Below are 26,760 nucleotides of genomic sequence, written 5' to 3'. Positions count from 1 at the left end.
AACTACAGGGCCGCGCGCGGCGGAGCCGCTCAGCGCGTGGAGAACGAGTGCACCGTCGTCGACCGGTAGGTCTGCCCCGGCCGCAGCACCGTCGACGGGAACGACGGCTGGTTCGGCGAGTCCGGGAAGTGCTGGGTCTCCAGGGCGAAGGCGTCACCCTGCCGGTAGACCCGCCCCGATGTGCCCGCGAACGTGCCCGTCAGGAAGTTGCCGGTGTAGAACTGCACACCGGGCTCGGTCGTGGCGATCCTCATCACCCGGCCGGACTCCGGCTCGGTCACCGTCAGGAAGTGTTCCGGACGGCTGGTGATGCCCTTGTCCAGTACGAAGTTGTGGTCGATCCCCTGTCCGTAGAGCACCTGCTGATGCGCCTCCCGGATGTCCCGGCCGATCTCCTTGGCGCGGCGGAAGTCGAACGGGGTCCCGGCCACCCGGGCGAGTTCGCCGGTGGGGATGAGGGTCTTGTCGACCGGGGTGTAGCGGGCGGCGGCGATCTCCAGCCGGTGGTCGTAGACGGAGCCGCCGCCCTCCCCGGCGAGGTTGTAGTACGTGTGGTTGGTGAGGTTCACGACCGTGGCCTTGTCGGTCGTGGCCTCGTAGTCGATGCGGAAGTCGCCCGCCGCCGTGAGCGTGTAGTCCACCCGCACGGTGAGCGTGCCGGGGTAGCCCATCTCGCCGTCGGGGCTCACCCGGCGCAGGGTGAGCCCCACGTCCGCGCCCCTGCGGAACGCCTCCACGGACCAGACGTGCTTGTCGAAGCCCTTGTCGCCGCCGTGCAGGCTGTTCGGCCCGTCGTTGATCGGCAGTTGGTACTTCTTGCCGTCCAGCGTGAAGGTCCCGCGTGCGATGCGGTTGCCGTAGCGGCCGATGAGGGCGCCGAAGTACGGGCTGTCGGCCACATAGGAGTCCAGGTCGGCGAAGCCGAGCGAGACATTGGCGCGGCGGCCGTGGCGGTCGGGGATCTCCAGGGCCTGGACGATGCCGCCGTAGCTGAGCACGCGCAGCCGGGTGCGGCCGTTCTCGATCGTCCAGCGGTCGACCTCGGTGCCGTCCTCGAGCGTGCCGAAGTGCTCCTTCACCGCGCCTCCCCGGCCCACGGAGTCCGCTCCGCGCCCGGCGCTCTCCTCGCTCACCGCTCCTCCTCCGCCCTTCGCGTAGGCGGTGCCGGTCGTGGCGGCCGAAGCCGCCAGTCCGGCCGCCGCCGCCGTGATCACCGTGCGTCTGCTCGTGGTCATATGCGGCTCCATAAGGCTAGTTCCATGAGGGACAGCTGATGGGTTACGACCCGACCTTGCGCTTGTTCCAGACATCGAAGCCGACCGCGGCCAGCAGCACCAGACCCTTGATCACCTGCTGGTAGTCGGTGCCGATGCCGACCAGGGACATACCGTTGTTGAGCACGCCGAGCACCAGACCACCGATGATCGCGCCGAGCACCGTGCCCACACCGCCGCTGGCCGAGGCGCCGCCGATGAACGCGGCGGCGATGGCCTCGAGTTCGAAGTTGAGGCCCGCACTGGGGGTGGCGGAGCCCAGCCGGGCGGCGAAGACCAGACCGGCGAGGGCGGCCAGCACGCCCATGTTGACGAAGACCATGAAGGTGACGCGCTTGTCCCGGACGCCCGAGAGCTTGGCCGCCGGCTGGTTGCCGCCGAGGGCGTACACATGCCGCCCCACCACGGTGTTGCGCATCACGAAGCTGAAGAGGACGAAGAGCACGGCCAGGATCAGCAGCCCGTACGGCGCCCCGTGCCAGCTGGAGAGCGTCATGGTGAACGCCATCACGGCGGCCACGATCGCGGCGCACTTGACGAAGAACAGCCCCAGCGGCACCACGTCCAGCTCATAGGTGGCCCGCTGCTGCCGGGCGCGCCACTCCTGCCAGACGGCGGCGGCGCAGACGACCAGGCCGATCACCATCGTGGGGTTGTGGTACTGCGTGTACGGGCCCATCTCCGGGATGAAGCCGGTGCTCAGCTTCTCGAAGTCGTCGGGGAACGGCGACAGGGACTGACCGTCCAGCAGGATCTGGGTGCCGCCGCGGAAGGCCAGCATTCCGGCCAGGGTGACGATGAAGGACGGGATGCCTATGTACGCGATCCAGAAGCCCTGCCACGCCCCGGCGGCCGCGCCGATCAGCAGGCAGAGAACGACCGCGAGGCCCCACGGCATATCGTGTTTGATCATCATCGCGCCGGCGGCCGCGCCGATGAAGGCGACGAGCGATCCCACCGACAGATCGATATGCCCCGCGATGATCACGATCATCATGCCGATCGCGAGGATGAGGATATAGCCGTTCTGCTGCACCAGGCTGGTGACGTTGCCGGGCCGCAGCAGGATGTCGTCGGACCAGATCTGGAAGATGACGATGATCAGGGCGAGCGCGACCAGCATCCCGTACTGCCGCATATTGGACCGCATGCTCTCCAGGAGCAGCGTCCCGACGCTGGGCGAGCCCTCGGCCGGCGGTGGGGCCGGGCTCTCGGTCTTCTGGGTGGCCGTGCTCATCCTTCGTCTCCTCTGTCCCTTGTCATATGGCGCATCAGGACTTCCTGGTTCGCCTCGGCCCGGGGAACCTCCCCGGTCAGCCGCCCGGCCGCCATCGTGTAGATCCGGTCGCACATCCCCAGCAGCTCGCCCAGCTCGGAGGAGATGAAGACGACGGCCTTGCCCTGCGCCGCCAGGTCGTTGATGACCGTGTAGATCTCGTACTTGGCCCCGACGTCGATGCCACGGGTCGGCTCGTCGAGGATCAGCACCTCCGGACCTGCGAAGATCCACTTACTGAGGACGACCTTCTGCTGGTTGCCGCCGCTGAGCCGGCCGACCCGCTCGAAGACCGTGGGTGCCTTGATGTTCATCGTCTTGCGGAACCGCTCGGCGACCCGCGACTCCTCGTGCTCGTTGACCACACCGCGGCGCGCCACCTTGGTCAGCGAGGAGAGCGAGACATTGCGGCTGATGGTGTCATCGAGGTTGAGCCCGAAGGTCTTGCGGTCCTCGGTGACATACGCGATGCCGTGGTCGATCGCCTCCGGGACGGTACGGGTGCGGACCTCCTGGCCGTCCCGGAACACCCGGCCGCCCGAGTAGCGCCCGTAGGTCCGGCCGAAGACGCTCATGGCGAGTTCGGTGCGGCCGGCGCCCATCAGCCCGGCGATGCCGACGATCTCCCCGCGCCGCACGTTCAGCGACACCCCGTCCACAACCTTGCGCTGCTGGTCGATGGGGTGGTGGACGGTCCAGTCCTCGACGGCCAGGGCCACCTCGGAGGCGTCCTCGCCCTCGTAGGGGGTGCGGTCGGGGAAGCGGTGGTCGAGGTCGCGGCCGACCATGCCGCGGATGATGCGGTCCTCGGAGACCTCGGGGGCCGCCTCGGGCGTCTCCCGGACGGTCAGCGTCTCGATGGTCTGGCCGTCGCGCAGGATGGTGACGGAGTCGGCGACCCGGCGGATCTCATTGAGCTTATGGGAGATCAGAATGCAGGAGATGCCCTGCGCCTTGAACTCCAGCAGCAGATCGAGGAGTTTTCCGCTGTCCTCGTCGTTGAGCGCCGCTGTCGGCTCGTCCAGGATGAGCAGCTTCACCTCCTTGGAGAGCGCCTTGGCGATTTCCACCAGCTGCTGTTTGCCCACGCCGATATCGGTGACGCGGGTCTGCGGGGAATCCGTCAGACCGACCCGCTTCAGCAGCGCGGTCGCGTGTCTGAGCGTTTCGTTCCAGCTGATGAGGCCGCGCCTGGAGTGCTCATTGCCGAGGAAGATGTTCTCGGCGATGGACAGATAGGGGATCAGCGCGAGTTCCTGGTGGATGATGACGATGCCGCGCTGCTCGCTCGCGCGGATGTCCCTGAAGGCGCAGGTCTCGCCCTCGAAGAGGATCTCGCCTTCGTAGCTGCCGTGCGGATGGACGCCGCTGACCACCTTCATCAGGGTGGACTTTCCGGCGCCGTTCTCCCCGCAGAGGGCATGGATCTCGCCCTCGCCGACCTGGAGATTGACATTGGAGAGCGCCTTCACACCGGGGAACGTCTTGGTGATGGAGCGCAGTTCGAGAATGGTGCTCATGGCCCGGTACCGCCCTACTTCAGCTGCGACGCGGTGTAGTAACCCTGGTCCACCAGCACCTGGGTGTTGGACTTGTCGATGCTGACCGGGTTGAGTAGATAGGTCGGCACGACCTTCTTTCCGTTGTCGTACGACTTGGTGTCGTTGATCGGGGCCTTGCCGCCGGTCAGCTCCGCCTTGGCTATCTGCACGGTCGCCTTCGCCAGCTTGCGCAGGTCCTTGTAGATGGTCTGCGTCTGCTGGCCCCGGGCGATGGACTTCACGGAGGCGAGCTCGGCGTCCTGCCCGGTCACCACCGGGAACGGCTTGGCCTTCGTGCCGTAGCCGGCGCTCTTGAGCGCGGAGAGGATGCCGATGGACATGCCGTCGTACGGCGAGAGGACGGCGTCGACGTCCTCGGTGCTGTACGACTTGTTGAGCAGGTCCTCCATGCGGTCCTGCGCCGCGCTTCCGCTCCACTTCTCGGTGTAGAGCTGGTTGAGGCTGGTCTGCTTGGAGCGGACGACCAGCTCGCCCTTGTCCATGTACGGCTTGAGCACGCTCATCGCGCCGTTGTAGAAGTACCGGGTGTTGTTGTCGTCCGACGAGCCGGCGAACAGCTCGATGGAGAACGGGCCCTTGCGGCCCTTGGCCAGCCCCAGCTTGTCGACGATGTACTGGCCCTGGAGCCTGCCGACCTTCTCGTTGTCGAAGGTCGCGTAGTAGTCGACGTTCGGCGTGCCCAGCAGCAGCCGGTCGTAGGAGATCACCGGAATGTTGGCGTCATGGGCCTGCTTCAGGACGTCGTTGAGCGCCCCGCCGTTGATCGGCGCGATCACCAGCAGCCGGTGGCCCTTGGTGATCATGTTTTCGAGCTGGGCCACCTGGGTGCGGACGTCGTCCTCGCCGAACTGCAAGTCCGTCTTGTAGCCCGCCGCCTTGAACTGCTTGGCCACATTGCGGCCGTCGGTGATCCACCGCTCGGAGGACTTCGTCGGCATCGCGATGCCGATCGTTCCTCCCTTTTCCTTGCTCTTGTACCGGCTGCCGCCGACCGCTTCCTGGCCGCAGGCCGTGGCGGTCAGCGAGAGCGCGAGGAGGCCGGCGCCTATCGCCGCGGCTCGTGCTCCTCTTACCGTGCGCATGGTGTTGGGGTCCTTCCCTGGAGCGTCGTTGTGTCGGGACGTCAGAATTCGCGGTGGTCCGCGTCGGCGGTGAAACGCCGCAGCGGACCTGGCAGCCGGGAGCCGAGCGGGGACATCCCGCCGTCCGCGCCCAGCCGGGTGAGCAGGTCGAGCACGAGCCGCCCGCGACGCACCCGCTCACGGGCGCTGCCCAGCGCCACGTCCCGCAGCTGGGCGCCGTACGGGTAGATCCCCGGGGATTTGCTGAGCCCGAACTTCAGATAGATGGGGGCGCCGCGCCGGATCAGCTCCGCCGCGTCATAGAGGCGGACATAGCCGCCGAGGTCGTCCGGGGCCTCGACGTAGAAGTCCATCGGGGCGCGGGAGACCCGGCGGATCTCGGTGAGGTGCTCCAGCGTCAGGTCCGACGGGATGTTGATGGAGTCGGCCCCGAGCTGCTCGTACACCGCGAACGAGGCCGGGTTGACCGGGCCGACCAGCGCGGACAGCTTGAAGGTGGTGTCCGCGGGCAGCTCGCCGCGCTGCCGCAGCCGGTTCAGCAGCCACAGCACCCCCTCGTCCGCGACCAGCAGGCACTTCACACCGAGTGAGACCGCGCGCAGCGCGTCCTCCACACATCCGGCCACCGCGTCATGGCCACGGGCACGCAGCCCCCCGCCGCCGGAGTCGGAGCGGGTGGCGGCGCCGATGTCCCAGGTGCCGCGGGGGCCGGTGAACAGGCACAGCTCGGCGTTCCGCTCGGCGCAGCACTCCACCATCTCGGTGATCTCGGCATCGGTGAGCATCCAGACGCCGCTGCCCTGGCTGATCCGGTGGATCGGCACATCCAGCCGCCCGGCCTCCTTGAACACGGTGGCCAGCGCCTCCGGACCCTCGACGGACGGGATCTCGGTGCGCCAGGTGCCGCCGTCGGGGAAGGTGTGCGCGGAGGCGTCGGCGGGGTCGGGGGCGGGCGCGGCGTGGCCGAGCGAGGCGAGGGCCGCGTCGGCGGGGCGGCGGGGGCCGGGAGAGGCGGATGAGGCGGCGGTCACGGTGCTCCCTGTGGAGTGATGGCCGGTGGTTCGGCGTCCGGCTGGTGCTGCCCAGGACATCGTTGTCCGGGTGGGGCTGGGGTGATGACTAGAGACGGTCCGGGAGTCTGGTGGGATGACTGGAGACGGGTACGGGAGGCTTGCCATGAGTGCCCATGTGCGCTATCCGACGCCCCGCGGGCGCAGCAGCACCTTGCCGACGGCCGGATCGCCGCTGCCGACCAGTTCGATCGCGGAGGCGAAGTCGGTGAGCGGCAGCTCATGGGTGATCAGCGGCCGCAGGGTCAGCAGCCCCGCGTCGAAGACCTGTACGGCGTGCGACCAGGCGGCGGGCGGGGCCCCGAAGACCGTCTGCACCTCGATCTGGCGGACCACCAGATCGGTGGGGTCGAGACCCTCAGCGCCCGCCGCCGGAATGCCGGTGAGCACCAGCCTGCCGCCGCGTCTCAGCAGCGAGGCGGAGGTACGGGCGGCGGAGGCCGATCCGGCGGTCTCGATGACCACGTCATAGCCCGAGAGCTGGTCGGACAGCTGGTCGCGGACGCGGAAGGCGGTGGCGCCGAAGGACCGCGAGAGCTGCTCACGGTCCGGGCGGGTGCCCACCACCAGCAGCCGCGCGGGGGAGACGGCGGCGAGGAACTGCACGGCGATCATGCCGAGCGTGCCGGTGCCGACCACCGCGACCCGCTCACCGGGCCGGGCGCGGGCCTTGAGCGCGGCGGCGGCGACACAGGCGGCGGGCTCCAGCAGCGCGGCCGCGCCCAGGTCGGCGTCGTCGGACAGCGGGTGCAGCAGCCGGGCCGGCAGGGTGAGGCTGTCGGCCATCGCCCCGGGCTGGGTGAAGCCGGTCTCCTCGTACCCGGCGGTGCACAAGGTGGTGTCCCCGGCGTGACAGCGGTCGCACACCTGGCAGTTGCGGAACCCCTCGCCGACGACCTTACGGCCGACGAGCGCTTCCGGGACGCCCGCGCCGACCGCCTCGACCGTCCCGGACCACTCATGGCCGGGGGTCACGGGGTAGCGGACGTATCCCTCGGGCCGGTTCCCCTGGTACAGCTCGCGGTCGCTGCCGCAGATCCCGGAGGCGTGGACCCGCACCCGGGCGTCCCCGGGGCCGGGTGCGGCGACCGCCCGGCTCTCCAGCCGGTGGCTGCCGGGCCCGTCGAGCACCAGGACGTCTTCGGCGCGGCTCATATGCCCGGCGGCGGCGCGAGGTTCCGCGGCGCTCATTCGCCTCGCCCCCCGGTGGGATCCCGCTTCTCCCAGCCCTCGGCCCACAGGTCGAAACGGGCCTGCTGCTGGGGGAATTCGGCCGCCGCGTCGGTGTCCAGCTCCACACCGAGACCGGGTTCATGGGAGAGCTGGAAGTAGCCGTCCACGACCTGCGGGGCGCCCTTGACCACCTTCTTGATCTCCGCGTCGGCGAAGTCGTTGAAGTGCTCCAGGATCTTGAAGTTCGGGGTGCACCCGGCGAGTTGGAGCGAGGCGGCGGTCAGCACCGAACCGCCCACATTGTGCGGGGCGATCAGTACGTAGTGCGTCTCGGCGGTGGCGGCCAGCTTGCGCGTCTCACCGATGCCGCCGATATGGCCGACGTCGGGCTGGATGATGTCGGCGGCCTGCGACTCGAACAGCTCGCGGAACTCGATCCGGTCGTGGATGCGTTCACCGGTGGCGATCGGCAGCGGCGTCTTGTCCGCGACCTTCGCGAGCGCCTTGAGGTTCTCCGGCGGCACCGGCTCCTCCAGCCAGGAGGGGTGGAACCGCTCCAGCTCCCCCGCGATCCGGACGGCGGTGGCCGGGCTGAACCGCCCGTGCATCTCCACCAGCAGCTCGGCCTCCGGCCCGATCGCGTCCCGCACGGCCTCCACGAGGGAGATCGAATGCAGGGTCTCGGCGTGGTCCAGCTCGAAGTGGCCGGTGCCGAACGGGTCCAGCTTCAGCGCCCGGTAGCCGCGCTCGACCACCTTGGCGGCCGCCTTGTGGAACGCCTCGGGCGTGCGCTCGACGGTGTACCAGCCGTTGGCGTACGCCTTGACCCTGTCGGTCACCTTTCCGCCGAGCAGCTGCCAGACGGGCACCCCGAGCGCCTTGCCCTTGATGTCCCAGCAGGCCATCTCGACACAGGCGATCCCGGACATCACGATCTCACCGGCCCGGCCGTAGTCGCCGTACTTCATCCGGCGGACCAGGTCCTCCACCGCGAACGGGTCCGATCCGGCCAGGTGATTGGTCTCGGCCTCCCGCAGATAGCCCAGCAGCGCATCGGTCCGCCCGAGCATGCGGGTCTCGCCGACGCCGGTGATCCCCTCGTCCGTGTGGACCTGCACATAGGTGAGGTTGCGCCAGGGGGTGCCGACGACATGCGTACTGATACCGGTGATGCGCACAGCAATCGACCCTTCGCGATGTTCGATATTTCGTCACACGTTCGAAATCTTGGCGTGACCGTAGTCAGGGCACGTCGGGGGTGTCAATGGTTGTGCGTCGAATGACGTTCGAACGTGACGACCCATCATGACCGATCAATAACCATCATGACCGATCATCCCGCACGACAACATGGCTATAGGGATGTTCATTGCGGCGCGTGGACTACCGGCCGCCGCGCTGCGCCGCCACCAGCACCTCGCCGGCCGTCGTCCGGTCGTAGAGCACCGACCGTCCCGCCCGGCGCCGCCGGACCAGGCGGGCCTCGCGCAGGACGCGCAGATGGCGGCCGACCGAGCCCAGGGTCTGGCCGGTGAGGGCCACCAGGTGGGTGGTGCTCTTCGGGGTGTCGAGGAGGAGCAGAACGCCCGCGCGGGCCGGGCCGAGGAGGCGGGCCAGGGAGTCGGGGGCCGGGGGAGGGCCGGGGGAGGTCAGTGCCCCGGCGCAGGGGTAGACCACGGCGTAGCGGTGCGGCGCATCCCAGGAGACCCATCCGGCGACGGGGGTGACGGGCACGAAGAGCAGTTGGGCGCCGTGGACGGCGCGGGGCGGGTTGTCATGGGCGTTGATCTGGAGCCGGCTCCCGCCCAGCCACCGCATCCCCGGCCGTATACCGTCCAGCACGGCCGCCCAGCCGCCCTGGCTCACCTGGCCGGTGCGCGCCACCACATCGGCCTCGATGATCCGGCGGCGGCGCGGCCAGGAGGGGCGTACGGCCTCCGTCCACACCCACTCCAGCAGATCCGCGAGCCGCCCCGGCAGATCGTCGCGGCACAGCGCGGCCGGGAGCGGGGAGCGGCCCAGGGAGACGGCGAGGTCGCGGCGCGCGGCGTCCGGGGCCGTGGCGCGCATCCGGTCCAGCCCCTCTTCGAGAGACGGCTCGTCCCCGCCCGTCGGCGTCGGGGTGAGGAAGTCCGCGAGCCAGGTTTGGCCCAGCGCGGCCCGTACGAGCAGCGCGGTGACCGGGTCGTCGGCCAACCGCGCCCGGTAGGCGGGCAGATGGGCGTCCAGCCAGGCGCGCTCGCCCGGGTGCGCGGCGGCCGCACGCTCCAGGGTGATCAGGGCCGCGGTGGTCTCGGCCAGGGGAGAGGGGACGAACCGGCTGCCCGCGAGGGTATCCGCGTCGATCAGCCACAGCCCCATCCGGCCACCTCCGCCACCCCGTGGTCCCGCGTCCTTTCGCGTCCTTTCGCGTCCGCGCGAAACATTAACGCCGCCGGGCGGGCACTCCCGAGCCTGAGGCCATGCGCACCTATCGAGAAGTGTTCCGGACGCCGGAGTTCACCCCGCTGTTCCTGACCTCCGCCACCCAGGTGGCCGCCTCGACGTCGAGCGGCCTCGCCCTGGGCATCCTGGTCTACGCGGCGACCGGCTCACCGCTGCTCTCCGCGCTCAGCATGTTCGGCCCCTCGCTCGCCCAGGTGGCGGGCGCGCTGGCGCTGCTGTCGGCGGCCGACCGGCTGCCGCCGCGCGCCGCGCTGTCCGGGCTCGCGGTGCTCTTCGCCCTGGGGACCGCCGCGCTGGCCCTCCCCGGGCTGCCCATGGCGGCCGTCCTCGCCATCGTGTTCGGGCTGGGCGCGGTGGCCGCACTCGGCGGCGCCGTCCGCTACGGATTGCTCACCGAGATCCTGCCCAAGGACGGCTATCTGCTGGGCCGTTCGGTGATCAACATGTCGGGCGGCACGATGCAGATCGGCGGATACGCGGCCGGTGGCCTCCTCGTGACCGCACTCTCGGCGCGCGGCACCCTGCTCACCGCCGCCGCGCTGTATCTGCTGGCCGCGGCCGTCGCCCGGTTCGGCCTGAGCCCGCGCCCGGCCCGGACCGGCGGCCGGCCCTCGGTCGCCGAGACCTGGCGCGGCAACGCCCGGCTGTGGTCCTCCGCACCCCGCCGCCACGTCTATTACGCGCTCTGGGTGCCCAACGGGCTGATCGTCGGCTGTGAATCCCTCTTCGTGCCCTACGCTCCCCGCCACGCCGGACTGCTCTTCGCCGTCGGCTCCCTCGGCATGCTGACGGGGGACCTCCTCACCGGACGGCTGCTGGCGCCGCACCGGCGGGAGCGGCTCGCGGCGCCCCTGCGGCTGCTGCTCGCCGCGCCGTATCTGGTCTTCGCCCTGCGCCCGCCGCTGCCGCTCGCACTGGCCGCCGTCGCCCTCGCCTCGATCGGCTTCTCGGCCACACTGCCGCTCCAGCAGCGGCTGATGGCCCTGACGCCGGACGAGATGAGCGGCCAGGCCCTGGGGCTGCACTCCTCCGGCATGCTCACCATGCAGGGCGTGTCCGCCGCCCTCGCGGGCGCGCTGGCCCAGCCCACCTCACCGGCCGTGGCGATGGCCGTCATGGCGGCGGTCTCCGTCGCCGTCACCCTGACCCTGGCCCCGGGGCTGCGGGGCGATCCCGTGACACCGCGCCAAGTGAATCCAGCGGAGGGGACGTTCGGGGAGGCGGCCCCGGAGGGACGGGCACCGTAAGGGCGCCTCGGAGTCAACAGGGCGCCCGGCGGCCACCCATTGGGCGGTGCCGGACACGCCGCCCGGGGGTGAGGTTCCCCCGGACGGATTCGGGCGCCCGGTAGCTGTACGGGCAATGAGCTCCCGCTCACGGGCATCCGTTCCGGCGACTCCGCCCGGGAGGACGCGGCGGAATCCGCGGCGGGGGCCCGCGGCGGAACATCCGCCGTGGGAATCGGCAACGGGAATCCGCTCCCCGCCCCAGGAGGTACGTACGTCCATGCGCAACCGCCGCCGCGCCCTCGGCGCCCTTACCGCTCTCCTCATGGCGGCACCGGCCGCCCAGGCCGCGCCCGCCGTGCCCGACCGCCCGTCACCGCGGCCCGGCTCGGGCCCGGCCGCCTGGGGGGAGCGACCCGACGGGCCGCGTGTGCCCATGCTCTGGACCGACGACCTGACCATCGACCGCACCGGGGACGTCACCCCGGACGGGTCGGTTTCGCTGTACGGCAGCTACCGGTGTGTCCCGGGAGAATCGGAGAACGTACGGGCGAGCGTTCTCATCACCCTCGCCCAGGGCCAGGAGCGCCACGGCCTCGGCGGCCACAACGCGGTCTGCGACGGACAGCGGCACCGCTGGGTGATCGACGGGGCGGATGTGGGGCGGTACGGGCCGGGCCCCGCGGACGCCGAGGGCACGCTGCTGAAGTTCGACGACGGAGGCTCCGTCGTTCCGCTGCCGAGGACCACGGTCGGCGTCGAGCGGGAGGTCAGACTGGTGGCGAGCCGGGGGACTTCGTCCGTTCCCACGGCCGTCGACGGCTGAGCCGCGCCCACCGCGCAGCCGACGGCCGAGCCGCCGTCATGGACGGCCCGCGGGCGCCGTCACCCCCGGGCCGTTTCGTCTCCCTGTCCCAGCAGGGAGACGAAGGCCCGGAAGAGGGCGGGCATGTCCACCGCGTCCCGGTCGTGCAGCCACTGGAACTGGAGCCCGTCCATCACCGCCACCACCAGCGGCGCGGCGGCCTCGGGGGTGAGCCCGCCGGGGAGCCGGTCGCCGAACTCGCCGCGCAGGGTGGCCGCCATGTCGGCGCGCACCTTCTCATAGCGCTGGGTGAAGAAGGCGCGTGCGGGGTGGTCGTCGGTGACGCTCTCGCCGAGGAGCGCGGAGAAGGTCTGGACGATACCGGGGCGCATCGCGTTGTACTCCACCAGCGAGGTGAGCAGGTCCAGCGGCCATACGTTCCCCCCGTCGCGCCGCGCGGAGCCGGTGTCCCACTGGTCTCGCTCCTCGAGCACTGCGATGAGCAGGGAGTTCTTGGTGGGGAAGTAGTGGAGCAGCCCCTGTTGGGTGAGCCCCACCCGCTCGGCGACCGCCGCGAGGGTCGCGCCCCGGTAGCCGCGCTCGGCGATCACTTCGAGCGCGGAGCGGACGATCTCCGCGCGCCGTTCCGCACCGCGCCTGGTACCGCGCTCCGTCGCCCTCTCCATGCTCGTACCGTAGAGCATGTTTGGTAACGAGTCGATAACGGTACCTACCAGATGACAGGTTCTCGGGTCCACGATGGCCGCGAACGAGACCGGACGAGACTGAATGAGACTGAACGAGACCGGACGGGAACCGCACCGGGAGGGGCGAGCGATGGCGGACGCGATCGGCGAGGACGGCACGGCCCAGGCCGTGGAGAAGGCCCTGGGCCTGCTGGATCTGGACACCAAGGCGCGGCTGCTGTCCGGGCGGGACATGTGGAGCCTGCCCGCCGTTCCGGAGATCGGGCTGAGCTCCCTGGTGATGTCGGACGGCCCGATCGGCGTCCGCGGCGTCCACTGGACCGCCGACGACCCCTCCATCGCCCTGCCCAGCCCCACCGCGCTCGCCGCGTCCTGGGACCCGGAGCTCGCCCGGCGGGCGGGCCGCCTCCTCGCGCAGGAGGCGCGGCGCAAGGGCGTCCATGTGCTGCTCGCGCCCACGGTCAATCTGCACCGCTCCCCGCTGGGCGGCCGCCACTTCGAGGCGTACAGCGAGGATCCGTATCTCACCGGCGAGATCGGCACCGGCTATGTGACGGGGGTGCAGGAAGGCGGAGTGGGCACCACCGTCAAGCACTTCGTGGCCAACGACGCCGAGACCGAGCGCTTCACCGTCGACAATCAGATCGGTGCGCGGGCGCTGCGCGAGCTGTACCTCGCCCCCTTCGAAGCCATCGTCAAGAACGCGCGCCCCTGGGGCGTCATGGCCGCCTACAACGGGGTCAACGGCGCGAGCATGACCGAGCACCGCCAGCTCCAGCAGGGGGTGCTGCGCGGGGAGTGGGGCTTCGACGGCTTCATCGTCTCCGACTGGCTGGCGGCCCGTGACACCGTGCGGGGGATCAAGGGCGGGCTCGATGTCGCGATGCCCGGCCCGCGCACCGTCTATGGCGAGGCGCTGGCCGCCGCGGTGCGCGACGGCCGGGTGACCGAGGCGGAGCTGGACGAGGCGGTGCGGCGGCTGCTCACCCTGGCCGCCCGCGTCGGCGTCCTGGACGGCGCGGCCCCGGCCGTCGCCCCCGCCGACCGGCCTGGCCCCATCGACGGGGACGCGCTGGCCCGCGAGATCGCCCGGCGGTCCTTCGTGCTGCTGCGGAACGAGCCCGCGGGCGGCCGGGAGGCGGTGCTGCCCCTCGACACCGCCGCCTCCGGCGGGGTGCGGTCGCTGGCCCTGATCGGCGCCGCCGCGCGGGACGCCCGGGTGCTGGGCGGCGGCTCGGCGGTGGTCTTCCCCGACCATGTGGTCTCCCCGCTGGACGGGCTGCGGGCCGCCCTGCCGCCGGGCGTCCGGCTCGACTACGCCGTGGGGGCCGACCCCACCAAGGAACTCGCCCCCGCCGCCCAGGGGTTCGAGCTGCGCGCCGTGGTCCGGGCGGCCGACGGGCGGGTGCTCGGCGAGTCCCGGCTGCCGGGCGGGCAGGTCCAGTGGATCGGCGACTTCCCCGAGGGCGTGCGCTTCGAGGAGCTGCACACCGTCGAGACGGTCGGCACCTTCACCCCGCGCGAGAGCGGCGCGCACTTCTTCGGCACCAGGGGCCTGGGTGGCCTCCGGCTGGTGGTGGACGGCAAGGTGGTCTTCGACGGTGAGGAGCTCCCGCCGGACGTCGACGACCCCTTCGAGGCGTTCATGGGCTCACCGGTGCCCCGGGGCCAGGTGGAGCTCACGGCGGGCGAGCCGGTGGAGGTCAGCCTCACCTGTGCGGTGGCCCGGCCCGAGGACGCCCTGCTCGACGCCGTCTCCTTCAGCCTGCTGCACCGGGTCCCGGAGCGGGACGGCGAGGAGCTGATCCGGGAGGCCGTCGCCGCGGCCTCGGCGGCCGAGGTGGCCGTGGTGGTGGTCGCCACCACCGAGCGGGTCGAGAGCGAGGGGTTCGACCGCCGCCATCTGAGGCTGCCGGGCCGTCAGGACGAGCTGGTGCGGCGGGTCGCCGCCACCGGCACCCCCACCGTGGTGGTGGTCAACGCCGGCTCCCCGGTCGAGATGGAGTGGCGGGAGGAGGTCGCCGCGGTGCTGCTGAGCTGGTTCCCGGGCCAGGAGGCGGGGGCCGCGCTCGCCGATGTCCTGCTGGGCGCGGAGGAGCCCGGCGGCCGGCTGCCCACCACCTGGCCCCAGCGGCTCGAGGACGCCCCGGTCAGCGAGGTGACACCGAGCGAGGGCCGACTCGCCTACGACGAGGGCGTGTTCATCGGCTACCGGGCCTGGGAGCGGCGGGACGGGATCGCTCCGGCGTACTGGTTCGGGCACGGCCTCGGATACACCGACTGGGCGTACGAGGCGATGGACTTCGTCCCCGCGAAGGACGGCGAATCGCTGGGCACGGTGACCGTGCGGGTCCGCAACACCGGGACCCGGGCCGGGCGTGAGGTCGTGCAGCTGTACCTCACCGTGCCCGAGCGCGACGCCCAGGACGACGCCGAGGAGCGTCCGGTCCGGCGCCTCGCGGGCTTCGCCTCGCTCACCGCGGACCCGGGGGAGACGGCGGAGGCGGTCATCCCCCTGCCCCGCCGGGCGGCGGAGATCTGGGACGAGACGGCAGGCACCTGGCGCCTGATCCCGGGCGACTACACGGCGGAAGCAGGCCGCAGTGTCGCCGACCGCCGCGTATCGGCGCCGGTGCCCGTGCGGACGAGGAGCTGAGCTACGCCGTCCGGCGCGCGGCGAGGTTGCTCGTGTCCGCCGGTCAGGGGGTGGCCGAGGAGTCGCGACGCCTGCGGCGGGCTGTTCCCCTCCCCGCCCCTTCCCGAACCTGGGGCTCTGCCCCAGACCCCAGAGGGCAGGGGCCGCACCTCTGGCCCCCTGGGGCCAGAGGCGGTGCCTCTGCCGTGTGGCGGTGCCTCTGCCGTGTGGCGGTGCCTCTGCCGTGTGGCGGTGCCGCATAAAGGGAGGGACGCCCCGCGCTCGGCACCCGGCCCCGCGTCCCGCGCCCGGCCCCGGCTCCCGCACCCGGCTCCGGCCGGGGGCCGGGAGCCGGGCCGCCGTTCGGGGTCAGGGTGCGGAGGCGGTGATGCGGCGGTAGGCCATTTCGGCGAGTTGCCGCTGGCCCGCCTTGCTGGGGTGGAACCAGTCCCATTTGCTCAGCTCATCGGTGGTGAAGCGGTATTCGTGCACCGCCGGGTCGTACCGGCACAGCACATCCCGCCCACAGACGTCCTTCAGCACCTTGTTGTACTCCGTCACCTGGTCCGCCACCCGCTGCCTGCGGTCGTTGGAGGCGGCGTCCAGGTCCTGGGAGTCCTTCAGCATCGACGGGCAGATGCCCAGCTTCCAGATCTGCCTGCCGAAGACGTTCTTCCGGCCCTCCGACCACAGCCGCTTCAGATCCGGCACGCTGGCCACATACACCTGGGTCTTCGGCAGATCGCGGCGCAGCCGGGTGAGCGCCGAGGTGAAGGTGGTGCGGAACTGCTCGGTGGAGGTCATGTCGTCGGCCGAGTTCCGGCAGGCGTCATTGGCGCCGATCATCACGGTGATCAGCTTCGGCTTGCGGGCCGCGGCCGCCTCGATCTGGCCGGGGAGGTCGGCCACGACGGCGCCGGTCTTGGCGAAGTTCCAGCTGTGCGTCCCCGCGCGGGCGGTGGCGGCGGGCAGCAGCCGCTGGGCGAGGCTGTCCACATCGGTGCCGGTGGACCAGGACACCTCGGGGCAGTCGGAGAGCACGGAACAGGCGTCGAAGCCGCGGGTGATGGAGTCGCCCAGGGAGGCGATCGACGTCGGCTTGGTGTTCCAGACGATCGCCGGCTTGGCGCCGGGGCTCTTGTCCGCACGGGTCGGACCGTGCCGGGAGGGGTTGTCCGAGCTGCCGAAACAGCCCGCCGAGCTCAGCACCGCGGCGGTGGTGAACAGCACCGCACCGGCGCGCCCGAAGGCGCGCGGGGTGGTACATGAGGTGGTGCGCGGGGACGGGCGCACAATCGTACGCGTGGTCGAAGAAGCGGCCGCCGATCGCTTCCGGCGTGTCGCACTGACCCGCATGGCTGTTCCCCCTCCGGCTGTTGGGTGATATCTATCCGGACCGACGGTACGTCACTCCTCCGGCTGGTCCGCACGGTACGTTTTTCTTGTCCGGATGAGCGCCGCCCCGGCGACATGGCGCGCTATGCGGTACCAGCACATTACGCCCCGTCACATCCTGTCCACTTTCTAGAGAATTCTGCGCGATAAATTTCACTGAAGGTGACGTCGAGACTGGTGTGGGAGTGATCACTAGGGCAGAATGTGATCCGATGTCCCGGGCGGAACCGTTACGGGCACGAGGCCGCTGGGGAAGGCGTACCTCGAACCGCACAGGAGGCCCCGGTGACGACACGTGGAGTTCTGTATGTCCACTCCGCTCCGCGCGCGCTGTGCCCGCATGTCGAATGGGCCATCGCGGGCGTCCTCGGCGTGCGTGTCACCCTCGACTGGATCAAGCAGCCCGCGGCGAACGGCACCTGGCGTGCCGAGTTCTCCTGGCAGGGCGAGGTCGGTACGGCCTCCAAACTGGCCTCCGCGCTCCGCGGCTGGCATCTGCTGCGCTTCGAGGTGACCGCCGAGCCCTGTGCCACCGCCGAGGGTGAGCGCTATAGCTCCACCCCTGAGCTGGGCATCTTCCATGCGGTCACCGGAATGCACGGCGACATCCTGATCCCCGAGGACCGGCTGCGCGCCGCCCTCGCCCGTTCCGTCCGCGGCGAGAGCGACCTCGAAGCGGAGATCGCCAAGCTGCTGGGCAAGCCCTGGGACGATGAGCTGGAGCCGTTCCGCTACGCGGGTGAGGGCGCCCCCGTCCGCTGGCTGCACCAGGTCGTCTGATCGCCTGACGCGCCGCCATCCCTTTGGCCCGGAGCGCGCTACGGGTCTTAGCGTGGCGGAATGACCGAACAACTCCCGGCAACGTCCGTCGCGGTCCTCGGCACCGGCATCATGGGCTCCGGTATGGCCCGTAACCTCGCCCGCTCCGGGCTCGAGGTCCGTGCGTGGAACCGCACCCGATCCAAGGCCGAGCCGCTCGCCGCGGACGGCGTACGCGTCACCGACACCCCGGCGGAGGCCGTGGACGGCGCCGATGTCGTCCTGACGATGCTCTACGACGGCGCCGTGGCGCTCGAGACGATGCGGCGGGCCGCCTCCGCGCTGCGCCCCGGGACCGTATGGGCCCAGGCCACCACGGCGGGGCTGGAGGCGCTGGAACCTATCGTCGCGTTCGCCCGTGAGAAGGAACTCGCCCTCATCGACTCGCCGGTCCTCGGCACCAAGCAGCCCGCCGAGAACGGTCAGCTGCTGGTGCTGGCCGCCGGGCCCGCCTCCGTCCGCCCGGTGGTCTGGCCGGTTTTCGACGCCATCGGCAGCCGTACGGTGTGGGTCGGCGACAGCGCGGAGTCCGCCGCCGCCACCCGGCTCAAGCTGGTGCTCAACAGCTGGGTCCTCAACGTCACCCACGCCACCGCCGAGGCGGTGGCCCTCGCCAAGGGGCTTGGCGTGGACTGGCAGGGCTTCCTGGACGGGGTGGCGGGCGGACCGCTGGACAGCGGCTATATGCGGGCCAAGTCGGCCCAGGTGCTCCGGGGCGACCTGGAGCCCAGCTTCGCCACCAAGACCGCCGCGAAGGACGCCCGGCTGATCGTGGAGGCCGGGGAGCGTGCCGGAGTGCGGCTGGATCTGGCGGCCGCGGGCAGTGAGCGGTTCCGCCGCGCCATGGCGGCGGGCCACGGCGACGAGGACATGGTGGCCTCGTACTTCGCCAGCTTCGACGGCGAGGCCCCCTGACACACCGACCCGGCATACGAGCGGCCCGCCCCCGGCCGGAGCCGGGGGCGGGCCGCACCCGCGTATCGCCGCGTCAGGCCGGCAGCGCGCCGGACGCGTCAGATGTGTCAAACGCGTCAGACCGTGCGGAAGGCCAGCACCACATTGTGGCCGCCGAAGCCGAACGAGTTGTTGAGCGCCACGATCGGGCCCTCGGCCGGCAGCGCCCGCGCCTCGCCGGTCACGATGTCCGCGTCCGCCTCCGGGTCGAGCGTGCCGATGTTGATCGTCTGCGGGGCCAGCCGGTGGTACAGCGCGAGCACGCTGGCCACCGTCTCCACACCGCCCGCGCCGCCGAGCAGATGGCCCGTCATGGACTTGGTGCCGGAGACCGCCATGTGGTCCACATCGTCGCCGAACACCTTGCGCAGCGCCTTGATCTCCGCCAGGTCGCCCTGCGGCGTCGAGGTCGCGTGCGCGTTGACATGCGCGATCTCGGCACTGCTGATGCCGGTGTTCTCCACCAGGTTCTGGAGCGCGTTCCCGATGCCGTTGCCGGACGGCTCGGGCTGGGTGATGTGGTGGGCGTCGGCCGAGATGCCCTGGCCGATGGCCTGTGCGTAGACCCGGGCGCCGCGCGCGGCCGCGTGCTCGGCCGACTCCAGGACGATGGCGCCCGAGCCCTCGCCCATCACGAAGCCGTTGCGGTCCACGTCGAACGGGCGCGAGGCGCCCTGCGGGTCGTCGTTGCTCTTGGACATCGCCATCATGTTGCCGAAGGCGACCATGGGCAGCGGGTGGATGGATGCCTCGGTGCCGCCCGCGACGACCACATCGGCACGGCCGGTGCGGATCATCTCGATGGCGTACCCGATGGCCTCGGCGCCGGAGGCACACGCGCTCACCGGGGTGTGCGCGCCCGCCCGGGCGTTGAGGTCGATGCTGACGTTCGCCGCCGGGCTGTTGGGCATCAGCATCGGCACGGTGTGCGGGGAGACCTTGCGGACGCCCTTCTCGCGCAGCACGTCGTACTGGTCGAGCAGGGTGGTGACGCCCCCGATGCCGGAGGCGACGACCGCGCCGAGCCGGTCGGGGTCGATCGACGAGTCCTCGCCCGCCCTGGCGGTGAAGCCCGCGTCCGCCCATGCCTCACGAGCCGCCAGCAGCGCGAACTGCGCCGAACGGTCGAGCTTGCGGGCCTGCGGACGCGGAATGATCGTGCCCGGCTCCACCGCGATCTTCGCGGCGATGCGGACCGGCAACTCGGCCGCCCATTCCTCCTCCAGGAGGCGGACGCCGGACCGGCCGGCCAGCATGGCCTCCCAGGTCGTTGAGGCGTCGCCACCCAGCGGCGTCGTGGCACCAACACCGGTGACGACCACGGTGCGATTGGTCGAGTTCACAGGAATTCCTACTCCACGTGTAGAAGGTGCTGGACCTGCCACCGCATGGGTGGCGACAACCGGCCTTGATTCGGGCTCAGCCCTGGTGCTTGAGGATGTAGTCGACGGCGTCGCCGACGGTCTTGAGGTTCTTGACGTCGTCGTCCGGGATCTTCACGTCGAAGCGCTCCTCGGCGGCGACGACCACCTCGACCATGGACAGCGAGTCGACGTCCAGGTCGTCGGTGAAGGACTTGTCCAGCAGGACGTCCTCGGTCGGGATACCGGCGATCTCGTTGACGATCTCGGCGAGACCCTCGAGGATCTCTTCCTGAGTGGCGGCCATTGCGGCGCTCCTTCTTCGGTGTGTTGCGGTGGTGGCGCAGCGTCCGACTTCTGCGGGGCTGCGTGGATATGGACTATGGAGCCTAAGGGAGGGTAACGACCGTCGCTGCGTAGACGAGACCCGCTCCGAATCCGATGACGAGCGCGGTGTCGCCGCTCTTCGCCTGCCCCGTCGCCAACAGCCGCTCCATGGCGAGCGGGATGGAGGCGGCCGAGGTGTTGCCGGTGGTCTCCACATCACGGGCGACCGTGACGTGCTCCGGCAGCTTGAGGGTTTTGATCATCGAGTCGATGATCCGCATATTGGCCTGGTGCGGGATGAACGCGTCGAGGTCGTCCGCGCTGACCCCGGCGTCGTCCAGGGCCTGCTGGGCGACCTTCGCCATCTCGTAGACGGCCCAGCGGAAGACGGCCTGTCCCTCCTGGCGCAGCGCCGGGTAGCGCACCTCCGCGGCGTCCTGCTCGCGGTAGACGTCCCAGGGCAGCGTCTGGGTGATGGTGTCGGACTTGTCGCCCTCCGAGCCCCAGACGGTCGGGCCGATCGCGGGCTCCTTGGAGGGGCCGACCACCACGGCGCCGGCGCCGTCACCGAACAGGAAGGCCGTCGCCCGGTCCTCCAGATCGGTCAGATCCGAAAGCCGCTCGACCCCGATGACCAGCACATGCTCCGCGGTGCCATCGGTGACCATGCCCTTGGCGAGGGTCAGTCCGTAGCCGAAGCCCGCACAGCCCGCCGAGATGTCGAACGCGGCCGGCTTGCCGGTGCCCAGCAGATGCGCGATCTCGGTGGCGATCGCCGGGGTCTGCTTGAAGTGCGAGACCGTCGAGACGATCACGCCGCCGATCTGCTCCGGTGTCAGTCCGGCGTCGGCGATGGCCTTGCCACCCGCCTCCACGGACATGGTGGCGACGGTCTCGTCCGGACCGGCCCAGTGACGCGTGGCGATGCCCGAACGGGAACGGATCCACTCGTCCGAGGAGTCGATGTGCTTCAGGATCTCCTCGTTCGGCACCACCCTGGTGGGACGGTAGCCACCGACGCCGAGAATGCGCGCGTGCGGGGCGCCCTTACTGGGCTTGATCTTCGCGGTCATGCTTCTCGGAGCTCCTCTTCGGCCGGTGTGGCGAGGGCGGGGACGGCGTGCTCCTCGATCAGCGCACGGGCCGCGTCGAGATCGTCCGGAGTCTTCAGCGCCAGGTTGGTGACGCCCGGCAGGGCGCGCTTGGCGATGCCGGTGAGGGTCCCGCCCGGGGCCACCTCGACCAGCGCCGTGACGCCCAGCTTCTGGAAGGTCTCCATGCACAGATCCCACCGCACCGGGTTGGACACCTGGGCGACCAGCCGCTCGATCACCCTGGCCCCGGACGTCACGACCCCGCCGTCACGGTTGGAGACGTAAGCGGTCCGCGGATCGGCCACCGGAACACCCGCGACCAGAGCCTCGAGGGCGGCGACCGCCGGGGCCATGTGGTCGGTGTGGAACGCGCCGGCCACCTTGAGCGGTACGACCCGGCGCACCCCCTCCGGCTTGTCCTCGGCCAGCGCCGCCAGCTGCTCGGCGGTGCCCGCGGCCACGATCTGCCCGGCGCCGTTGACGTTCGCCGGGGTCAATCCGTGCTTGTCGAGGTGGGCGACGACATCGTCCTGCTCACCACCCAGTATGGCGGCCATTCCGGTCTCGGTGCGGCTCGCGGCCTCCGCCATGGCCAGTCCGCGTCTGCGGACCAGCACCATGGCCGCCTCGTCGGTGAACACACCGGCGGTCGCGGCCGCGGTGATCTCGCCGACGCTGTGGCCCGCGACCGCGCCGATACGGTTCGGCAGCCCCGCGAGTCCGGTCGCGCCCCCGATGCCCTCGAACAGCGCGTGGGCGGCGACCAGACCCGCGGCCACCAGCAGCGGCTGGGCCACCGCGGTGTCGCGGATCTCCTCCTCATCGGCCTCGGTGCCGTAGTGGATGAGGTCCAGGCCGCAGACGGCCGACCACCACGTCAGGCGTTCGGTGACGCCGGGGAGGTCGAGCCAGGGGGTCAGGAAGCCGGGCTTTTGAGCGCCCTGGCCGGGAGCGACGAGTACGAGCACTCTCACACTCTCTCTTGCGGACGGGTCGAATCGCCCGTGAGGACAAGGACGAAGAACCGTCAGGGGAATTGTGGGGGTCCAACAAACGGTCAGGGCAATATGTTCGCGTCCGCGAGACGGCCCAGGATCAGGGCTATGCGCAGAGTAAACGCTGACCTGACGTCCGAAGGTGACCATCCGGTGACGTCCGTCACACGTCGTAGCCGGTAGCGGACGGTGTTCGGGTGAACGAAGAGCATTCGGGCCGCGCCTTCCAGACTGCTCGCCTGTTCGAGGTACACACTCAGCGTCTCGAGCAGGGCCGAGCCGGCTTCCTCCAGCGGTCTGTAGATCTCCTCCACCAACTGCTCGCGGGCAGCCGGATCTCCGGCCATCGCGCGCTCGGGCAGCAGATCGTCGGCGAGCACCGGGCGGGGTGCGTCCGGCCAGGCGGTGCACGCCTTCAGCCCGGCCGCCGCCGCCCCCGCCGAGCGGGTGGCGGCCAGCAGGTCGGAGACCACGGGACCGGCCACCACCGGACCCGGGGCGTACGGCCCGATCAGCGCCTTCGCCGCCTGGAGCGGATTGTCCGAACCGCCCGCGACCACCACAAGACGGTCACCGAGCACCCCGGTGAGGACCTGGAGCTTGGCGTGGCGGGCGGCCCGCCGGATCGCCTCCACGGTCAGCTCGCTGTCCCCGTCGGGGGCGGTGCCCAGCACCACACATACATGCTCGGGGGAGTTCCAGCCCAGGGCGGCGGCGCGGGACAGCGCCCCCTCGTCGGCCTCGCCGGACAGCACCGCGTTGACCACCAGCGACTCCAGCCGGGCGTCCCAGGCGCCGCGCGCCTCGGCCGCCTGCGCGTACACCTGGGCGGTGGCGAAGGCGATCTCCCGCGCGTACACCAGCAGCGCCTCGCGCAGCACCGACTCATCGCCCGGGGCCGCCACGTCGTCGATCGCCGACTCCATGACCTCGATGGTCGTGCGGACCATCTCCACGGTCTGCCGCAGGGTGATCGCCCGGGTCAGCTCGCGCGGCGCGGTGCCGAACACATCGGTGCTGATCGCCTGGGGCGCCTCGGGGTGGCGAAACCATTCGGTGAACGCCGCGATGCCCGCCTGCGCCACCAGCCCGATCCAGGAGCGGTTCTCGGGCGGCATCGCGCGGTACCACGGCAGCTGCTCGTCCATGCGCGCGATGGCGTTGGCGGCGAGCTTCCCGGAGGACTTCTCCAGGCGGCGCAGGGTGGCACTGTGCGGATGCGGGGTGTTCGAGGCTGGTTCAGGCACGAGGACAAGACTGCCTTATCGGGTGGTGTGCGCTGGGGGCGGGAGGTTTACGCGGGGGTAGGGGGTGGGGCAGGGGCGGGCGGTCCGGGGCGCACTACCGTGGACCGGGTGATGTGGATACAGCGGTCCGATGCACGGTATCCGGGCGGGGAGGGCGCGGGCATCGAGACGCGCCACGCCTTTTCCTTCTCTGGGCACTACGACCCCGGCAATGTGCGGTTCGGGTCCCTCGTCGCCTGCAACGAGGAACGGCTCGCCCCCGGTGCGGGCTTCGCCGAACATCCGCATCGCGACATGGAGATCGTCACCTGGGTCGTCGAGGGCGAGCTCACCCACGAGGACTCCACCGGTGCGCGGACCGTGGTGCGCCCCGGCGACGTACAGCGGCTCAGTGCCGGCAGCGGAGTGCGTCACACCGAGCGTAACGCGGGTGCGGAACCCCTCACCTTCGTCCAGATGTGGCTGATGCCGGGCCCCGCCGCCGCGACGGACCCCGGGTACGAGGTGGTGCGCGGCATCGCGGACGGTACCCCGTACGCGCTGGAGCGCACCGAGGCGGTGCTGCATGTGCGGCGGCTGGCGGACGGTGAGCGCACCGCGCTGCCGGACGCGCCCTGGGTGTACGCGCACGCGGTGCGCGGCGCGGTGCGGATCGAGGGGGAGACCCTCACCCCCGGCGACGCGGCCCGGATCTCCGGCGCGGAGGGGCTGGCGGCGCGCGCCGAGGGCCCCGCCGAGCTGCTGATCTGGGAGATGCACACCGAGCCGGTCTACGGCTGAGGGGCCCGAGCGCCCTGCGGCTCCGAGGGCTGGAGCTCGGCCAGGATCGCGTCGGTGAACGTGGGCCAGACCTCGATCGCCCAGGGGCCGAAGGCCCGGTCGGTGAGGGTGACACAGGCGGCGCGGGCGTCCGGGTCCACCCAGAGGAACGTCCCCGACTGGCCGAAATGGCCGAAGGTGCGCGGCGAGGAGGAGGCCCCGGTCCAGTGCGGCGACTTGCCGTCGCGTATCTCGAAGCCGAGCCCCCAGTCGTTGGGCCGCTGGTGTCCGTAGCCGGGCAGCACACCCGTCAGGCCCGGGTGGACCACGGAGGTGGCCTCGGCCAGCGTCTCCGCCGCCAGCAGCCGCGGGGCCTGGAGCTCCGCCGCGAAAAGCGCCAGGTCGTCCACGGTCGAGACGCCGTCCTTGGCGGGCGAGCCGGGCAGCTCGGTGGCGGTCATGCCGAGCGGCTCCAGCACCGCCTGGCGCAGATACTCCGGGAACGGGATCTCCGTGGCCTTGGCGATATGGTCGCCCAGCACCTCGAACCCGGCGTTGGAGTAGAGCCTGCGATTGCCCGGCGCGGCGACCGGGCGGTGCTCGTCGAAGGCGAGCCCGGAGGTGTGCGCCAGCAGATGGCGCACCGTGGAGCCCTCGGGCCCCGCCGGTTCGTCCAGCTCCACCGCGCCCTCCTCCACGGCGACCAGCGCGGCGTACGCGGCGAGCGGCTTGGTGACCGAGGCGAGGGGGAAGCGGTGGCCGGTCGGGCCGTACGATCCGGCCAGGGTGCCGTCCGCGCGTACGACGGCGGCCGCCGCCGTCGGGACCGGCCAGTTCTCGATCATCCGCAGGCTCTCCATGACCCAGAGCCTAGTGCCGGGCACCGCGCCGACTCACGGCGCCCAAGGTTCCCCCAAATCTCCCCTTGCTTGGAGTGCACTCCAAGTCAATAGCGTTGAGGACGTCGATGAGGCGTGCGGATCGGCGACCTGCGAGAGGTGAATCGGCATGACCGTGATGGAGAGAGCTCCGGTGAAGGCGCGGAACACCTGCGCGGAGGACACCGGGCACCCCCGGCCCACCGGGCAGGACCGCTACTCGATCAGCGAGGTCGTCGCCCACACCGGGCTGACGGCGCACACCCTGCGCTGGTACGAGCGGATCGGGCTGATGCCGCACGTGGACCGTACGCACACCGGCCAGCGCCGCTTCACCAACCGCGACCTGGACTGGCTCGACCTCGTCGGCAAGCTGCGGCTGACCGGGATGCCGGTCGCGGACATGGTCCGCTACGCCGAGCTGGTGCGGGAGGGCGAGCACACCTTCGCCGAGCGCGAGGAGCTGCTGACCGCGCACCGCGAGAACGTGCGGGAGCGGATCGCCGAGCTCCGGAGCACGCTCGAAGTCCTCGACCACAAGATCGACGTCTACGCTGACGCCCGAAGGGCGTCGGAGAGGGTCTGAACCCCGTATGAGCGACAGCACCAACGAGACGATCGGGACCGCCGCCCTCGGAGTCGGCGGTCCCGAGGTCGGCGTCCAGGGCCTGGGCTGCATGGGCATGAGCTGGGCCTACGGACCGACCCACGACGAGGCGGAGGCGCGGGCCACGCTGGAGCGGGCCCTGGAGCTGGGCGTCACGCTCTTCGACACCGCCGATGTCTACGGCTTCGGGCGGAACGAGGAGTTCATCTCCCCCTTCGTCCGGGCCAACCGCGATCGGATCACCCTGGCCACCAAGTTCGCCATCGTGCGCGAGGAGAACGATCCGTACGGCCGCCAGCGGATCCGCAACGACCGCCCCTACATCCGCGAGGCCATCGAGCGCAGCCTGCGCCGGCTCGGCGTCGACCACATCGACCTGTACTACATGCACCGGCGCAACCCCGAGGTGCCGCTGGAGGAGAGCGTCGGCGCCATGGCCGAGCTGGTGGCCGAGGGGAAGGTCAAGCATCTCGGGCTGAGCGAGGTCACCGCGAAGGAGCTGCGCGCGGCGCACGCCGTGCATCCGATCGCGGCGTTGCAGTCGGAGTGGTCGCTGTTCAGCCGAGACATCGAGAAGGACGTCGTGGGGACCGCCCGTGAGCTGGGCGTCACCGTCGTCCCGTACTCGCCGCTCGGCCGCGGCTTCCTCACCGGCTCCTTCGTCCAGGCCGAGCAGGAACTGGGCGAGGGCGACTTCCGCCGCCTCCAGCCCCGGTTCACCGGCGACAACGCGGCCACCAACGCCGCGCTGCTGGAGCCGCTCCGGAAGATCGCCGAGGTCCGCGGGGCCACGCTCGCCCAGATCGCGCTGGCCTGGGTGCAGCAGCAGGCCCAGGTGCACGGGCTCGCCGTGGTGCCGATCCCCGGCACCCGCACCCGCGCCCGCGTCGAGCAGAACACCGGCGCGACCCGCATCAAGCTCAGCGCGGAGGAACTGGCCGCGCTGGAGCCGATCGCGGCACAGGTGGCGGGCGCCCGCTACGCCGATATGAGCGCAACGAGCGCGGGCCGCGAATAGCGCCTGGCGGCGCATGGCGCGTCGGCGCATGGCGCGGCGGTGTATCGCGCG

The 26,760-nt window shown here is 71.1% G+C and carries 24 protein-coding genes; 8 read left to right on the top strand and 16 right to left on the bottom strand.

The window, feature by feature from the left end; genetic code table 11:
• Positions 1–29: 29 nt before the first annotated feature.
• The 8 genes from AB0E24_RS14900 to AB0E24_RS14865 all read right to left on the bottom strand — a co-directional run bounded on the left by AB0E24_RS14900 (position 30) and on the right by AB0E24_RS14865 (position 9,798).
• Positions 30–1,235 carry an aldose epimerase family protein gene (locus AB0E24_RS14900; protein WP_359377194.1) on the bottom strand — a complete coding sequence of 402 codons (1,206 nt, stop codon included), beginning with the start codon at positions 1,233–1,235 and terminating at the stop codon, positions 30–32.
• 43 nt (positions 1,236–1,278) lie between these two features.
• A complete protein-coding gene (gene mmsB / locus AB0E24_RS14895) occupies positions 1,279–2,511 on the bottom strand; it encodes a multiple monosaccharide ABC transporter permease (protein ID WP_069866184.1) in 1,233 nt (410 codons plus the stop codon).
• Entirely contained in the window at positions 2,508–4,070 is a 1,563-nt protein-coding gene (gene mmsA / locus AB0E24_RS14890; protein WP_069866187.1) for a multiple monosaccharide ABC transporter ATP-binding protein, read from the bottom strand. The genes mmsB and mmsA overlap by 4 nt, the downstream gene beginning before the upstream one ends.
• 14 nt (positions 4,071–4,084) lie before the next feature.
• Positions 4,085–5,194 (bottom strand): multiple monosaccharide ABC transporter substrate-binding protein, encoded by a 1,110-nt coding sequence (gene chvE / locus AB0E24_RS14885; protein ID WP_069866188.1) that lies wholly within the window; start codon positions 5,192–5,194, stop codon positions 4,085–4,087.
• 41 nt (positions 5,195–5,235) lie between these two features.
• On the bottom strand, positions 5,236–6,225 hold the full coding sequence (locus tag AB0E24_RS14880) for a hypothetical protein (protein WP_069866190.1): 990 nt from the start codon (positions 6,223–6,225) through the stop codon (positions 5,236–5,238).
• Between the two features lie 162 nt (positions 6,226–6,387).
• Positions 6,388–7,455: a zinc-dependent alcohol dehydrogenase gene (locus AB0E24_RS14875; protein ID WP_435865281.1), complete on the bottom strand. Its 1,068-nt coding sequence runs from the start codon at positions 7,453–7,455 to the stop codon at positions 6,388–6,390.
• Positions 7,452–8,615: a mandelate racemase/muconate lactonizing enzyme family protein gene (locus AB0E24_RS14870; protein WP_069866194.1), complete on the bottom strand. Its 1,164-nt coding sequence runs from the start codon at positions 8,613–8,615 to the stop codon at positions 7,452–7,454. Before AB0E24_RS14870 ends, AB0E24_RS14875 begins: the two co-directional genes overlap by 4 nt.
• Positions 8,616–8,820: 205 nt before the next feature.
• Positions 8,821–9,798, bottom strand: coding sequence for an ArsR family transcriptional regulator (locus AB0E24_RS14865; RefSeq protein ID WP_069866196.1), 978 nt, complete (start codon positions 9,796–9,798; stop codon positions 8,821–8,823).
• A gap of 101 nt (positions 9,799–9,899) precedes the next feature.
• Here AB0E24_RS14865 and AB0E24_RS14860 point away from each other — a divergent pair, with 101 nt between their 5' ends.
• Together AB0E24_RS14860 and AB0E24_RS14855 are read left to right on the top strand one after the other, a co-directional pair.
• Complete coding sequence (locus AB0E24_RS14860) at positions 9,900–11,129, top strand: MFS transporter (RefSeq protein ID WP_359377188.1); 1,230 nt, start codon at positions 9,900–9,902, stop codon at positions 11,127–11,129.
• Between the two features lie 259 nt (positions 11,130–11,388).
• Positions 11,389–11,934 carry a DUF6299 family protein gene (locus AB0E24_RS14855; protein ID WP_099013627.1) on the top strand — a complete coding sequence of 182 codons (546 nt, stop codon included), beginning with the start codon at positions 11,389–11,391 and terminating at the stop codon, positions 11,932–11,934.
• A 59-nt stretch (positions 11,935–11,993) separates the two neighbouring features.
• On the opposite strand, the gene AB0E24_RS14850 is transcribed toward AB0E24_RS14855, so the two are convergent.
• Entirely contained in the window at positions 11,994–12,599 is a 606-nt protein-coding gene (locus AB0E24_RS14850; RefSeq protein WP_069866337.1) for a TetR/AcrR family transcriptional regulator, read from the bottom strand.
• A 151-nt stretch (positions 12,600–12,750) separates the two neighbouring features.
• On the opposite strand from AB0E24_RS14850, the gene AB0E24_RS14845 reads away from it, so the two are divergent.
• On the top strand, positions 12,751–15,276 hold the full coding sequence (locus AB0E24_RS14845) for a beta-glucosidase (RefSeq protein ID WP_359377588.1): 2,526 nt from the start codon (positions 12,751–12,753) through the stop codon (positions 15,274–15,276).
• A gap of 348 nt (positions 15,277–15,624) precedes the next feature.
• Here the strand turns inward: AB0E24_RS14845 and AB0E24_RS14840 are convergent, their stop codons facing one another.
• The gene (locus AB0E24_RS14840) at positions 15,625–16,611 is read right to left on the bottom strand and encodes an SGNH/GDSL hydrolase family protein (protein WP_173963300.1); all 987 of its coding nucleotides are present in this window, start codon (positions 16,609–16,611) and stop codon (positions 15,625–15,627) included.
• A 324-nt stretch (positions 16,612–16,935) separates the two neighbouring features.
• On the opposite strand from AB0E24_RS14840, the gene AB0E24_RS14835 reads away from it, so the two are divergent.
• Positions 16,936–17,430 carry a DUF3145 domain-containing protein gene (locus tag AB0E24_RS14835; protein ID WP_069866205.1) on the top strand — a complete coding sequence of 165 codons (495 nt, stop codon included), beginning with the start codon at positions 16,936–16,938 and terminating at the stop codon, positions 17,428–17,430.
• Positions 17,431–17,490: 60 nt separating this feature from the next.
• A complete protein-coding gene (locus tag AB0E24_RS14830) occupies positions 17,491–18,384 on the top strand; it encodes an NAD(P)-dependent oxidoreductase (protein ID WP_232637321.1) in 894 nt (297 codons plus the stop codon).
• A gap of 116 nt (positions 18,385–18,500) precedes the next feature.
• Here the strand turns inward: AB0E24_RS14830 and AB0E24_RS14825 are convergent, their stop codons facing one another.
• The 5 genes from AB0E24_RS14825 to AB0E24_RS14805 form a co-directional block, all read right to left on the bottom strand.
• Entirely contained in the window at positions 18,501–19,766 is a 1,266-nt protein-coding gene (locus AB0E24_RS14825; RefSeq protein ID WP_069866209.1) for a beta-ketoacyl-[acyl-carrier-protein] synthase family protein, read from the bottom strand.
• Positions 19,767–19,842: 76 nt separating this feature from the next.
• Positions 19,843–20,091: an acyl carrier protein gene (locus AB0E24_RS14820; protein WP_020871568.1), complete on the bottom strand. Its 249-nt coding sequence runs from the start codon at positions 20,089–20,091 to the stop codon at positions 19,843–19,845.
• Between the two features lie 82 nt (positions 20,092–20,173).
• Complete coding sequence (locus tag AB0E24_RS14815; RefSeq protein WP_069866211.1) at positions 20,174–21,184, bottom strand: ketoacyl-ACP synthase III; 1,011 nt, start codon at positions 21,182–21,184, stop codon at positions 20,174–20,176.
• Positions 21,181–22,173, bottom strand: a complete 993-nt coding sequence (locus AB0E24_RS14810; protein WP_093701896.1) for an ACP S-malonyltransferase — start codon at positions 22,171–22,173, stop codon at positions 21,181–21,183. The genes AB0E24_RS14815 and AB0E24_RS14810 overlap by 4 nt, the downstream gene beginning before the upstream one ends.
• A gap of 89 nt (positions 22,174–22,262) precedes the next feature.
• Entirely contained in the window at positions 22,263–23,447 is a 1,185-nt protein-coding gene (locus AB0E24_RS14805; RefSeq protein WP_020871571.1) for a PucR family transcriptional regulator, read from the bottom strand.
• A gap of 111 nt (positions 23,448–23,558) precedes the next feature.
• Here AB0E24_RS14805 and AB0E24_RS14800 point away from each other — a divergent pair, with 111 nt between their 5' ends.
• Positions 23,559–24,227, top strand: coding sequence for a pirin family protein (locus AB0E24_RS14800; RefSeq protein WP_093703513.1), 669 nt, complete (start codon positions 23,559–23,561; stop codon positions 24,225–24,227).
• Here AB0E24_RS14800 and AB0E24_RS14795 read toward each other — a convergent pair.
• Positions 24,218–25,066 carry a serine hydrolase domain-containing protein gene (locus AB0E24_RS14795; RefSeq protein ID WP_359377179.1) on the bottom strand — a complete coding sequence of 283 codons (849 nt, stop codon included), beginning with the start codon at positions 25,064–25,066 and terminating at the stop codon, positions 24,218–24,220. The genes AB0E24_RS14800 and AB0E24_RS14795 overlap by 10 nt on opposite strands.
• A 148-nt stretch (positions 25,067–25,214) precedes the next feature.
• Here AB0E24_RS14795 and AB0E24_RS14790 point away from each other — a divergent pair, with 148 nt between their 5' ends.
• Positions 25,215–25,670 carry a MerR family transcriptional regulator gene (locus tag AB0E24_RS14790; protein ID WP_069866219.1) on the top strand — a complete coding sequence of 152 codons (456 nt, stop codon included), beginning with the start codon at positions 25,215–25,217 and terminating at the stop codon, positions 25,668–25,670.
• A gap of 7 nt (positions 25,671–25,677) precedes the next feature.
• On the top strand, positions 25,678–26,709 hold the full coding sequence (locus tag AB0E24_RS14785; RefSeq protein ID WP_069866221.1) for an aldo/keto reductase: 1,032 nt from the start codon (positions 25,678–25,680) through the stop codon (positions 26,707–26,709).
• The last annotated feature ends 51 nt before the right edge of the window (positions 26,710–26,760 follow it).

It is taken from the genome of Streptomyces malaysiensis subsp. malaysiensis, from assembly GCF_040653035.1.
Lineage (GTDB): Bacteria > Actinomycetota > Actinomycetes > Streptomycetales > Streptomycetaceae > Streptomyces > Streptomyces malaysiensis.
This window is presented reverse-complemented; position numbering and strand designations above follow the sequence as displayed.